This is a genomic window from Paenibacillus sp. SYP-B3998, assembly GCF_010820665.1.
Lineage (GTDB): Bacteria > Bacillota > Bacilli > Paenibacillales > NBRC-103111 > Paenibacillus_E.
Window position 1 is genome coordinate 255,167 of record NZ_JAAIKC010000002.1, and the last position, 12,825, is coordinate 267,991.

A 12,825-nucleotide genomic window follows, 5' to 3' on the forward strand; every position below is an offset into this window, starting at 1 on the left:
AACTCTAATTTTGCTTAAGACCATTAGAAATAACTAATTCATCGCTAAATTGTGTTCTACTCTTTGTATCAACGAAAACATGCATCGTATGGTTCCATGTTTTTATCAATAGTCCTGATTCATTGGTTGTAATTATTGCAATATGGAGACTTCGCTGATACTTATAGGGACAGAAGCACACTCATCCTCTTCGCCCATACACTCAGTAGACCATGAACATAAGCTAATCACGTAGTGCAAAACAATCACGTGGAGGTTGATTTGGATGGGTTACGCAGCAGTTGGTGCAGGTTGTGGAGCAGGCGTTGGCTATAATTCTTCAGCAGCAATTTTGGTACTTTTCATCTTATTGGTTATCATCACAAGCGCCTTCGTTTGGTAATTAACTTCTATAAAATTCAGAGGGCTACCTGCATTCAGCAGGCGGCCTTCTGCTCATTCAGCCTGTAATGCCTCTATCTCGTCACAAATAAAAAACCCACTCCTAAGAGCAGGTCATCCAAGCATCTCTATATTTCCACTAGCATCCATTTTAAAAGCTGGTTTTTGCTTCTCGACTTCATCCATTGCACCAATTTTTCTAGCTCTCTTCAAAATATCCATCAATGTCTTATAATCCTCATTAACCGTTAACTCACTTGGTTGCGATTTTGCTTCGTTGAGTTGCCTCTTTAAATGCTCAATTTCACTATCCTTTTCAAGCAATCGTTCATGTAAGCGTTGATTCTGTTTCACTATATTGTCTAGCTTCACCTTTTGATTTTGTGCTAGATGAACAATTTGATCTAAATCATCTTTCACAAGCTCATTTTGATGGGTTCCATTTAAATCCATTTGCGATACCGTCACGTAAATCTCAGATTGTCCTGATCTTGCAGCACCACCAATAGACCTTTTACCTTGTCTTTCTGCTAAATTATTCAAACGCTGAGTCTTTGACTTCTTAATTTCACTCGCATAGTGTTTCCTTACTTCGGCATTCCACCTAAAGCCACAGGCCGCAGAAGTTCGTTTAAGAAGGTCTGCAGCTTCCTCGAATGCCGCTAATTGAGTTGAACCTGATCCAATATGCTTAAGCACAGTCTTTGCTAGTGCAGCATCGTTTTCAATAGTCCAACTATCATTTCTCGTTGCTCTTGTCATGTAATATACTCCTTTGAAAGAATGCGTCTTTAGTAGCCATTCTAACCGCTTACAAAATGTTTATTCACACTTTCAAAGGTTCATGCATAAGTTCATGCATTCGCAGTCACATTCCCATAAGAAATGAGCCGTACTTCAGTGCTCAAACCTCATATCTTTGAACTTATCTCAAGCAACAGGGACATACGCACAATCACCTATTTCGCCCAAACCATCATGTGCTTAGACCGTATACTAATCATGTAGCACAGACTAATTAAAGGAAGGATGATTTGAATGTCTAGCTTAGCCGGTGTTGGCTACACTTCCTCAACAGCGATTTTGGTGCTTTTCATCTTGTTGGTTATTATCACAAGTGCTTTCGTTTGGTAATTTGAATTATGATTAATACTAAAAGGCTACCTGCATGTATAAGATCAGGTAGCCTTTTAGTTATTTATTGAACAAACAATTTTTATTGACCAATTGGGAAATTTTTCTTTTGTTACGATAGCATCCAAGGGAAACAATTTGGATAAAATACCCAGTATTCACTTTTAAATTAATAGCAATCTCATCAATAAAACCGCTCCATATCCTATTGCCAAATACTTTATTCCAAAAATTATCGTTACTGTAGTTAGCTAAAACGTCTTTACGCAAGAGCAAGTTTAGCAAATTGATACAGGATAAAACTAAAACTACTGATAATTTTCTTCATGTAATCTTCTAGTAATTGCTTCATTTAATAAGATATAGCTTTAGTTGAATTAAAGCAGTTATTAAAGTAAAACCCATGCAATCATCTCCTTCTTACATACTCATTCCGCAACGATTTCATGTGAAGCATTATCTCTCTTTCATCCAAATTTCCAAAACGAATTTAGTTACTATTGAGTACCGTGTCATAAAAAGAAAATCCTCCTATACATCGAGTTGAATTACTACCCAATGAATAGAAGGAATTAGTTGTTCAGCCAAAAAATGGGTTGATACTCAAAAGCTATTACTTGGTATATCTGTCAAGTTAGATCGGTTCTCTAGAATCCCAAATCCCTTACCACGCAAAGACTCTAACCCTCTCAAGAAACCTTATGCTCAATGCGCAATTTATCCGCGACCATCGCGATGAATTCGGAATTCGTAGGTTTCGACTTCGATATGTTAATTGTGTATCCGAAAATAAAGCTAATGCTATCAATATTGCCGCGCGTCCAAGCAACTTCAATTGCATGGCGGATCGCACGCTCGACGCGACTCGGGGTTGTTTTGTACTTTTCTGCGATCGCAGGATACAGGGTCTTAGTAATTGCGCCAAGGATTTCGATGTTGTTATAAACCATCGTGATTGCTTCGCGAAGATATTGATATCCTTTAATATGTGCAGGAACACCGATTTCATGTATGATGCTGGTGATATTAGCGTCCAAATTTTTACCTTTTGGCATATGTACAACGTTAGCTCTTGAGGATGCGGTTGTCGTAGCTGATGCCTGGTTGTTGGACACAAGCTGGCGAATACGATTCGTTAAGGTTTCCATATCAAATGGCTTCAGTATGTAATAGGAGGCGCCCAATTGAACAGCTTTTTGAGTGATGTTCTCTTGACCAAATGCAGTAAGCATGATGATTTTCGGCTGAGTTGGAAGATTCATTTCTCGTAGTTTCTCAAGTACGCCAAGTCCATCTAGATGAGGCATAATAATATCTAAAATGAGTACATCTGGCACATCTCGCTGCTGCTCTACAAATCGAAGAACTTCATTTCCGTTGTACGCGACACCTACAATTTCCATATCCTCTTGCTCACCAATATACTCCGATAACAAATGGGTAAATTCCCGATTATCATCTGCTAACAGCACCTGAATTTTTTGCAACTTGAAATCCTCCTTTTAGCTACTTGTACAAGTTGGTAATTTTTCTCATAAGGTAAGGTATTCGACACCCTAATTAAAACTCCTTCTGTCGAAAATTATTTTTCTTTTCTTTTATTTCACTTTCTTATATAATGATATATTTATCTATAATATCCAACATTTTTCGACATATCGAATAAGGAAATATGCCGTAATGTAAAATGAAGTAACCATGGGATCATCCTTATAATAAAAAATCAAAGGCAGTTAGCTCGCCTTTGATTCTGCTGATGAAGGTCTTAGTATAATTCCTGAATCTTGAAGCATCCATTCAATGAAACAGCCATAGCCGCTTGTTGGATCGTTCACGAAGACATGTGTGACAGCACCGATCATTTTACCGTTCTGGATAATTGGGCTGCCGCTCATCCCTTGGACGATACCTCCTGTCTTCTCCAGCAATCTTGGATCAGTAATTTTAATCACCATTCCCTTTGTTGCCGGAGATTCCTGTTTGGACACATGGATGACCTGAATATCAAACTTCTCTACCTTTTGACCTTCTACTACGGTATAAATCTGAGCCGGACCTTCTTTCACTTCTTCAGCGAATGCCACAGGAATTGCATTTTTGTCAAAGCTATGGTCAGGGGCTGTGTACATTTTCCCGAAAATACCGAAGGAAGTGTTTTTCTCAATATTACCGATAACCTTGCTATCCTTGTAAAGGGTTGCACGCTTTTCTCCCGGTTCTCCGTTGTGGCTCTTCGAAATCGAAGTGACATTGGAGTAGACGATATCACCGTCACCCACGATGATAGGCGTTTGGGTATCCATGTCCGTTATCACATGCCCTAGAGCGCCATATACACCCTGATCAGGCGCGTAGAACGTTAAGGTGCCAACACCCGCAGCTGAGTCACGAATATACAAGCCTAAGCGATATGACTTGTCCACCACATCATAGGCGGGTTGAAGCTTAACTTGAATTTCTACGCTGTTACGCAATATTGTTAGATCCAGTGGCGTTTTGCTGTCGCCTGATTTGGCTACAAGTTCTGCAACTTTACTAACATCCTTGGAGTCTTTCCCGTTGATTCTGGTAATGAGATCTCCAACTTGAATTTTGGCTTCTTCCCCAGGCGAAACCTTTTGATCTTGGGCAACCGCAACAAGATGATGACCTACAACAAGAATGCCGGCAGACTTAATTTTTACACCGATGGTTTGTCCGCCAGGTATCACTTTTAAATCTGGAACTACATTGACCTTGACCGTTTTAAGCGGAATGGCTCCAAAGAGCTTTAGCTTCATTTCCGTTTGTCCGGAATGGTCAGATTGTAAAGAAATTGGTTCGTTCAAATTAACCTTAAATGAGTGCTTGGCCGTACCGTTAACTTTCACGATGTCGGGGTCTTTGACCGTTACTTGCGCGCTCACCGGCATAGTTAACTGAAGCTGCTTTCCTTGACCGCTAAATAAACGGAGTTCTTGGGGAAACGAGGCAAAGCTTTGAAAAGGCGTGGACAAACTAACCATACAAACGAAGAAGACGAGCAGGAGACCAATCAATCTTTTTCTTTTGTTGGACTGCAAATTCTTCACGCTCCTCCACACTTCCTTAGGCCCTGACGAACAGCTTCGTCAAATGCGTACCTATAAGTTAACCCCACTCCCCCCGTTTTATAACTGAAAATGATGACTATCTATACTTTATATCCTTGATTTCTTATTTCGTGCCATGGCAAGCATTTCCCCTGCGTGGTGAAGCGTCGTTTCTGTTACTTCAACGCCGCCAAGCATGCGTGCCAGTTCTTCAATTTGTCCGGTCTCCGGTAAATCTTGCACACGAGTAAATGTTCGTTCTTGATCCACTTCTTTACGAATGTAGAAATGAACGTCAGCAAAGCTAGCCACTTGCGGCAAATGCGTGATCGAAAATACTTGGCAGCCACGAGAAAGAGCGGACATCTTCTCTGCAATCGCTTGGGCCGCGCGGCCGCTCACTCCTGTATCGACTTCATCGAAAACAAGAACAGGGATCTGATCGATCCGAGCAAAGATCGTTTTCATTGCCAGCATGATACGGGACAACTCTCCACCGGATGCAATCTTGCTTAAACCGCGAAGGGGTTCACCAGGGTTTGGAGCCATCATAAACTCAACCTGGTCGATACCTTGCCTCGAAAAACGAACTTTATTGCCATCTACCTCTATGCCGCGTTCATCTAAAATTTGCCCGACTTGAACTCCGAACTGCGTGCGTTCCATTTGTAAGTCACGCAGCTCAATTTCGATTTGAGAAGCAAGCTGTTGAGCTATTTCTTTGCGAATATTTGAAAGGTCCAAAGCCGCTATGCCAAGCTGCTTCTCTTCTTTGGCGAGCTTCGCCTCCAGATTACGAATATGTTCGTCTTTATTTTCAATCGTATCGACTTCTCTTGTAATTTTAGCTAAATAAGCCTGCATTTCTTGAATGTTTTCGCCATATTTACGACGTAACGAACTAATCAGATCCAATCTTTGTTCGATAAAATCCAGACGGCTCGGATTAAATTCAATCTCATCACGATAATCGCGCAATTGATAAGCCGCGTCTTCGAGCTGGTAGAAAGCGCTCTGCGCTTGTTCCATCAAAGGCCCTAGCTTGCTGGGATCAAGCTGAACGATATCTTGTAATCGGGATACCGCTTTACCCGTCGCATCCAAGCCCCGATTCGTCGCGTAGAGGAAATCATAGGCTTCCGATGTGCTTTGGTATAGCTTCTCCGCATTGGCTAATTTTCGTTTTTCTTCCAGCAACGCCTCATCCTCGCCTACTTTCAACTCCGCTGTCGTAAGCTCCTCAATCTGGAACCGATACAAATCTAGCATCTGGAGTGCTTGCTTACTTGTTTCTTGCAGTTCTCGCAGATCCTTTTGCAGTTTCATATATTGATCATAAGAGGCCTGATAGGTTTTCTTAGCCGCATTGATTTCAGCATCAGCGAACAAGTCCAAGGAGTGAATATGCTCTTCAACATCAAGCAGAGATTGATGTTCATGCTGACCGTGAATATTCACGAGCCACTCACCCGTTTCACGCATCATTGTCAGGTTGACGAGTTGACCGTTAATCCGACTTGAGCTTTTTCCCGCTGCGGTAATCTCTCTACGAATAACCAAATGCTCACTTGGTTCGGCTTGAATACCGAAATTTGTAAGCGTATGCCAAACGGGATGCGTAGAGGGCAAATCAAACATCGCCTCAATAACGGCTTTATCTGCTCCATAACGTACAAGCTCAGATGAGCCTCTACCGCCTACAATAAGCGTAAGAGCGTCAATAATAATAGATTTCCCAGCACCGGTTTCCCCTGTTAATACATGGAACCCTGATTTAAAACGAATATGTACATGTTCAATGACGGCCAAATTACGAATCGAAAGTTCTGTTAGCATGTGCGCCTCCCTAATTTAGGATAATAATGACATCACTTGATGAACAAACGTTTGACTATTTTCCTTGCCGCGGCAAATAACCAGAATGGTGTCGTCCCCACAGATGGTCCCCATCACATCATTCCAATCAAGGTTATCAATTAGCGCACAAATCGTGCTAGCTGTACCTGGCAAGCATTTCATCACGACAAGATTATCCGTGAAATCAATACTGACAAAATGGTCGCTAAGCGCTCTACGCAATCGCTGCATCGGATTAAAACGTTGATCCGCAGGCATCGAATACTTATATCTACCATCATCCAAAGGTACCTTAATCAGATGAAGCTCTTTAATATCACGCGACACCGTCGCTTGTGTGATATGAAAACCAGCTGTTCGAAGAGATTCTACAAGCTCATCCTGCGTTTCAATTTCATGATTCGTGATGATCTCTCTGATTTTCACATGTCGTTGACCTTTCATGCTTACACCTCTATATGAAATGTGATTTTTTTGATTTTATTTTGCCCCATATCCACATAGAGCACCCCGGCTGCTTCGGGGTAAATCAAGCTATAGGAAAGCAGCATATCCCGTACAGAGCTTCCTGTCATTTCAAGCGTTTTACGCTCTTTGGCTAGTTTGACCAGATACAACTTCTCATCTTTCTCCACAAAATAATCGATAAAAAGCCGACTCTCCAGCTGCTCGGTATCATTCACTGTAATGATAATCGGGATTTTGGTCTTGCCAGCAAGCACATCAAACCCTGCACCCTCAAGGAGTGCCACCACTTCATCTTCTGGCACCTCAGACGTTGAGGGGACACGAACTCCCCGCTTCATTGGTGTTTGAAGCCAATACAAAAAACGCCAAATAAGAAAGATTACAAAACCGAATACGATTAGCAAAATGACTGTGACATCGCCCTTCTCCATGTCCATCACCTCGCCATAGTATTCGCGAATTTATCCAAAAAATCCTTTTTTACTAGCAAAAAACCCATCTCTGGGCCGCAGAAGTAGCGGATACAAGATGAGTTTATTTACCGTGCAATTTCTGCGCCTCTGTCACCGTAGCGGAAATAAGAGACGCCAAAGAATCTTCACTGATCGAGCTTTCCTCTTTACTGCATGTCCAATAAGCGAGGAACTCAATATTTCCTTCTCCGCCAGTGATAGGGGAATACGTAAGCCCCCTTAAATATAAACCAAGCTGATCGGCAAACATAAGCACCGTAGTCAGTACTTCTTTATGCACATCCGAATCACGGACAACCCCTGATTTCCCTACCTTCTCCCGACCTGCTTCAAATTGCGGCTTAATGAGAGCTACAATGCTTCCCTGCTCCTGTAAAATTTCCTTCAGGGGCGGCAAAATAATACGAAGGGAGATAAAGGATACATCAATAGACGCAAAAGTCGGTCGAGGACCGCTTAAATCCTCAGCCTTCGTAAAACGAAAGTTTGTTCGTTCCATCACATTCACTCGTTCATGGTTGCGAATCGACCAGTCCAACTGATTGTATCCCACATCGATGGCATACACGTAAGAGGCACCATTTTGCAGCGCACAATCCGTGAAGCCACCTGTTGAAGCGCCAATATCGAGCATGACAGCGCCATCTACATGAATCTCGAATTGCTTCAGCGCCTTTTCCAACTTCAAGCCGCCTCTGCTAACATAAGGATGGAGCGCTCCCTTTACTTTAAGCACAGACTTACGACTGATCTTCGTACCTGCCTTATCGACAGGTTCCTCATCAGCAAAAACAAGGCCTGCCATAATGGCGGCCTTTGCTTTTTCTCTACTTTCAAAATACCCCTGTTCAAGGAGCAGAATATCTATACGTTCTTTATCAGATGACATGTGAATGGGTAACTCCTATTCGTATGGTTCGCACCTTAGGCACGTTGGCGCTTGCGCGGCATGATCTTCTTCACTTCAGCTATGAGATTTTGCACGGTAAGCCCGACTTCCTCACGCTGCTCTTTTACAGAACCATGTTCGACGAAGTAATCAGGAACCCCCATCATTTTAACAGGCAGCCCTACGACACCTTTTTCTGCGTAAAATTCTACAACCGCGCTGCCAAAGCCACCTTGTATGGCGCCTTCTTCCATCGTGATGATAGGCATGGAATCATTCGCTATTTGAAGTAAGTACGCTTCATCTAACGGCTTAATAAACCGAGCATTCACCACGCGTAAATTCATGCCTTCTTTGGAGAGCTGTTCCGCTGCCTCTTCCGCAATTTGAACCATAGGCCCCACCGCTAACACAGCTGCATAGTCCCCTTCGCGAACGGTTTCCCACGTTCCAATTGGGATTGCTTTAGGTGCCTCGTTAAGATTTACACCCGTTCCACTAATTCGTGGATAACGGTATGCGATAGGCCCATCATTATATTCAAGCGCCGTTTGCATCATATTGCGCAGTTCGCGTTCGTCCTTCGGCATCATTAATACCATATTGGGCAAGTTGCGCATGAAGGCAATATCGTAAACCCCTTGATGCGTCTCGCCATCTGGTCCAACAAATCCCGCACGGTCAATGGCAAATGTGACATTAAGCTTAGGTCGACATATATCATGCACAACTTGATCATAAGCTCTTTGCAAAAATGTGGAGTACACAGCAAACACAGGTTTCAAACCTTCGCTTGCAAGTCCGGCGCAAAGCGTTGCCGCATGCTGCTCAGCAATCCCTACATCAATCATGCGAGAAGGAAATTGCTTCGCAAATTTCAACAAACCGGAGCCTCCAGGCATTGCGGGAGTAACTGCAATCACTCTAGGATCTTGCTCGCCTAGCTCAATCAACGTATTACCGAACACTTCTGTATACATAGGCGGGCCTACTGATTTGAGCACTTGACCGGATTCAATCTTGTAAGGTCCCGGACCATGCCAGCTGTGAGAATCTTGCTCTGCAGGCGTGTAACCTTTGCCTTTTGTTGAAACTACGTGAACGAGAACAGGTCCATTCACTTTTTCCGCTTGCTTAAGCGTATCCATCAGAACCGGCAAATTATGCCCATCAACTGGACCAATGTACGTAAAACCCAATTCTTCAAACCAAACGCCATTCAGCACGAAATATTTGAGACTGTCCTTCAGCTTCTCCGCGGTTTTGGCCAGCGTACCACCGATGGCAGGAATTTTCTTAAGTAAATGTTCAACCTCTTCTTTTGCTTTCAAATAATGACGATCCGAACGAATTTTGCTCAAGTAATTATGAAGAGCCCCTACATTGGGCGCAATCGACATCTCATTGTCATTCAAAATAACCATAATATTTTTCTTCTCGTGTCCGATGTGATTCATGGCTTCCAATGCCATTCCGCCTGTAATCGCACCATCTCCGATAATCGCAATAACCTTGTTATGCTCACCCTTCAAGTCGCGCGCCAGAGCCATGCCCATGGCAGCAGACAGAGAGGTGCTGCTGTGTCCAGCTTCCCAAACATCGTGTTCACTTTCGGAACGCTTAATAAAACCACATAAACCTTTATATTTACGTAAAGTATCAAATTTATCCTTACGGCCTGTCAAAATTTTGTGGACGTAAGCTTGATGGCCCACATCAAATAGCAATTTATCATACGGGCTGTGGAACAGGGTATGTAAAGCAATGGTGAGCTCAACCACACCTAAATTAGACGATAGGTGTCCCCCTGTGACGGAAAGCTTCTCAATCAGAAATTGGCGGATCTCACTAGCCAATGTCTCAAGCTCCGGTAAGGATAAACGCTTTAAGTCCTCAGGCTGATTGATTTGTTCGAGCAGCACGCTTGTTTCCTCACTTTCAATGTGAAAATGCTAAGATTACAACAGTATAACATAAATTAGAGGCCTGCATGTAACACTAACGAAATACACGATACGCTTAAGTCAAAAAATACTTAATGATCCCTTTGCATCAAGTAGTCGGCTAACTGCAATAATCTTTCCGGATTATTCATATTCGCTTGCAATAAGGCATCTTTGCCTTGTTGCGTTAATTCTTTGATCTTCTGTTCGGAAGCTTCCATGCCGATAAAATAAGGATAGGTCACTTTCTGCTGCTTCTCATCACTCTTCACGGGTTTGCCCAGCTTCTTCTCATCCCCGATAATATCCAAGATATCATCCTGAATTTGAAAAGCGAGTCCGATTGCGTGGCCGAATTTACGAAGTGCTGCAAGATGTTCCTCAGAAGCGCCTGCAAGATGACCTCCAGCTCGCAGGGAAAAAACAATCAGATCACTCGTCTTGTGCGTATGGATATATTCCAATTCCTCGAGTTTGGTAATCCCTTGTTCACCCAGCATATCAGCCGCTTGTCCGCCGACCATACCGCGCGCTCCCGCTAAAACAGAAAGCTCTTCCGTAATGGCCAACACACGATCGGCCGCAATACCGTGAACCTTATGCGCTTGTGAGATGCTGTAGAAGGCATGTGTAAGCAGCCCATCACCAGCTAGAATAGCCATTGCTTCCCCATATACCTTATGATTGGTCAATTTGCCCCTGCGATAATCATCGTTATCCATCGCTGGTAGATCATCATGAATCAAGGAATAGGTATGCACCATCTCGATCGCGCAAGCCACAGGAAGCGCTGCTTCTCTCGATCCTCCTAATGCCTCAGCAGCAGCTAGAACGAATATAGGGCGCAAGCGTTTGCCGCCTGCCATAAGCGAATAACTCATGGAATCCCTAAGGGCGAGTGGAATCTCCCAGTTAACGGGTAAAGATTGTGCTAGTGCCGTTTCTATCGCATCTGCGTTAGCGGCTATATATTCGCGAATCGTGCTCGTCTTCGTCAACTTAATTCCCCTTATCTTCCAAGACCGGTTGGAAAGGTTTCCGAGTTACTCCCGCTTCTCCCTCAACCAGCATCTCGATTTTCTTTTCGACCTGCTCCAGCTTCACTCCACACAGATGCGATAACCTAACCCCTTCTTGGTACAGCTCAATCGCTTTTTCCAAAGGCACATCGCCGCTCTCAAGTTGGGAGACAATACGCTCCAACTGCTCGATGGCGAGTTCGAAGCTAATTTCAGTTTCACTAGTTGGCATCCTTGTTTTCCTCCATCCCCGCTACATGACAATCCAATCTACCATCTCTGAGGCGAATCTTGATGACATCCCCAATTTGCACCTGCTCAACGGAACGGATGAGCTTCTCTTCCTGCTCATCGTAAGCAAGACTGTAGCCCCGCTGCATGACTTTCAGCGGGCTGAGCGCGTCCAAATGACGGAGGCTAGACTGCCACTCCTGCTTCTTCTCTCGCAGGAGCGACTGCATGGCCGTCAGCATTTGTCGCCCCGCCGTGTCTAAGCGTCGTCTGGCGAACACGGCCTGCTCTGTGGGGTTGAAGCTGGATAGGCTGCGTTCCAGCTTCCTATGGCGCTCAGCAAGCCGTGACACACGCTGCTGCATGCGATACCCGAGCTGCTCGGTCAGCCGGTCAAGCCGCTCCGCAGGCTGCATAACCAGCTGTCTGCGGGGGTTCGTAAGAAACGGGGAGCGCTTCGCGCGCTCCAACCGCTCCTGCTTGCGCCGCAGTTGCTGAAGCAGTCCATAATGAAGGCGCTGCGCCTGCTGCGAAAGCTGCTGCTTAAGCTCGAGATGATGCGGCACCGCAAGCTCGGCCGCTGCTGTGGGCGTTGGCGCCCTCAGATCAGCGACGAAATCGGCGATCGTGAAGTCCGTCTCATGGCCGACGGCCGAGATGACGGGAATCGCGGAGTTAGCGATACTCCGCGCCACCGCTTCCTCGTTGAACGCCCACAGCTCCTCTAGCGAGCCGCCGCCGCGGCCTACGATGAGCACATCGGCTTCTCCGAGCCGATTCATCACTTCGATCGCCTTGACGATCGATGGCGCTGCTTGCGCTCCCTGTACCAGCACGGGGTACAAGAGGATAGGGATGGACGGGAAGCGCCGCTGCAGTGTGATGATGACATCACGAATCGCGGCCCCCGTCGGAGATGTAATCACGCCGATTGCGCGGGGAAACCGAGGAATCGGTTTCTTGCGCTCCGCCGCGAATAACCCTTCGCCTTCGAGTTTCTTTTTCAACTGCTCGAAAGCCAGAAATAAACTACCAATACCATCGGGCTGCATCGCCGTTACATAGAACTGATAAGCTCCGTCTCTTTCATATACGGAAATATTACCCCGAGCGATCACTCGCGTACCCTCTTTAGGTAAAAAGCCCAGCCTCTGGTTCTGCGAGGCAAACATAATGCTTTTCAGCCTACCGTCTGCGTCCTTCAGAGTAAAGTACATATGACCGCTAGAATGATGAGTAAAGTTAGAAATTTCGCCGCGTATCCAAATATCTTGAAGTCGGTTATCGCCTTCGAGGGTCATTTTGATATAACGGTTTAAATCCTTAACCGATAAGATTTTCGTCTCGTTTTTCCCCATA

General features: G+C 44.6%; 13 protein-coding genes. 2 read left to right on the plus strand and 11 right to left on the minus strand.

The annotated features are described in order from the left end of the window. Positions 1 to 265 precede the first annotated feature (265 nt). Entirely contained in the window at positions 266 to 382 is a 117-nt protein-coding gene (locus GK047_RS09230) for a YjcZ family sporulation protein (RefSeq protein ID WP_163944578.1), read from the plus strand. 113 nt (positions 383 to 495) lie between these two features. Here GK047_RS09230 and GK047_RS09235 read toward each other — a convergent pair whose 3' ends face one another. Then, complete coding sequence (locus GK047_RS09235; RefSeq protein WP_163944581.1) at positions 496 to 1,143, minus strand: hypothetical protein; 648 nt, start codon at positions 1,141 to 1,143, stop codon at positions 496 to 498. 276 nt (positions 1,144 to 1,419) lie between these two features. Between GK047_RS09235 and GK047_RS09240 the strand changes: the two genes are divergently transcribed. After that, positions 1,420 to 1,515 (plus strand): YjcZ family sporulation protein, encoded by a 96-nt coding sequence (locus tag GK047_RS09240; protein ID WP_163944583.1) that lies wholly within the window; start codon positions 1,420 to 1,422, stop codon positions 1,513 to 1,515. A 689-nt stretch (positions 1,516 to 2,204) separates the two neighbouring features. Here the strand turns inward: GK047_RS09240 and spo0A are convergent. The 10 genes from spo0A to xseA all read right to left on the minus strand — a co-directional run bounded on the left by spo0A (position 2,205) and on the right by xseA (position 12,824). After that, positions 2,205 to 3,002, minus strand: a complete 798-nt coding sequence (spo0A, locus tag GK047_RS09245; protein ID WP_163944586.1) for a sporulation transcription factor Spo0A — start codon at positions 3,000 to 3,002, stop codon at positions 2,205 to 2,207. A 246-nt stretch (positions 3,003 to 3,248) separates the two neighbouring features. After that, complete coding sequence (gene spoIVB, locus GK047_RS09250; protein WP_205516584.1) at positions 3,249 to 4,577, minus strand: SpoIVB peptidase; 1,329 nt, start codon at positions 4,575 to 4,577, stop codon at positions 3,249 to 3,251. 117 nt (positions 4,578 to 4,694) lie between these two features. Then, entirely contained in the window at positions 4,695 to 6,422 is a 1,728-nt protein-coding gene (gene recN / locus GK047_RS09255) for a DNA repair protein RecN (RefSeq protein ID WP_163944592.1), read from the minus strand. A 15-nt stretch (positions 6,423 to 6,437) separates the two neighbouring features. Continuing rightward, entirely contained in the window at positions 6,438 to 6,887 is a 450-nt protein-coding gene (ahrC, locus tag GK047_RS09260; protein ID WP_163944595.1) for a transcriptional regulator AhrC/ArgR, read from the minus strand. Positions 6,888 to 6,889: 2 nt separating this feature from the next. Beyond that, the gene (locus GK047_RS09265) at positions 6,890 to 7,342 is read right to left on the minus strand and encodes a hypothetical protein (RefSeq protein WP_163944598.1); all 453 of its coding nucleotides are present in this window, start codon (positions 7,340 to 7,342) and stop codon (positions 6,890 to 6,892) included. Positions 7,343 to 7,445: 103 nt separating this feature from the next. Next, positions 7,446 to 8,273: a TlyA family RNA methyltransferase gene (locus GK047_RS09270; RefSeq protein WP_163944601.1), complete on the minus strand. Its 828-nt coding sequence runs from the start codon at positions 8,271 to 8,273 to the stop codon at positions 7,446 to 7,448. 35 nt (positions 8,274 to 8,308) lie between these two features. Next, positions 8,309 to 10,195, minus strand: a complete 1,887-nt coding sequence (gene dxs, locus GK047_RS09275) for a 1-deoxy-D-xylulose-5-phosphate synthase (RefSeq protein ID WP_163944602.1) — start codon at positions 10,193 to 10,195, stop codon at positions 8,309 to 8,311. Positions 10,196 to 10,308: 113 nt separating this feature from the next. Further along, a complete protein-coding gene (locus GK047_RS09280) occupies positions 10,309 to 11,214 on the minus strand; it encodes a polyprenyl synthetase family protein (RefSeq protein ID WP_163944606.1) in 906 nt (301 codons plus the stop codon). 1 nt (position 11,215) lies between these two features. Then, positions 11,216 to 11,467, minus strand: coding sequence for an exodeoxyribonuclease VII small subunit (xseB, locus tag GK047_RS09285; protein WP_163944609.1), 252 nt, complete (start codon positions 11,465 to 11,467; stop codon positions 11,216 to 11,218). Further along, positions 11,457 to 12,824, minus strand: coding sequence for an exodeoxyribonuclease VII large subunit (gene xseA, locus GK047_RS09290; protein ID WP_163944612.1), 1,368 nt, complete (start codon positions 12,822 to 12,824; stop codon positions 11,457 to 11,459). Before xseA ends, xseB begins: the two co-directional genes overlap by 11 nt. Position 12,825: the final 1 nt, after the last annotated feature.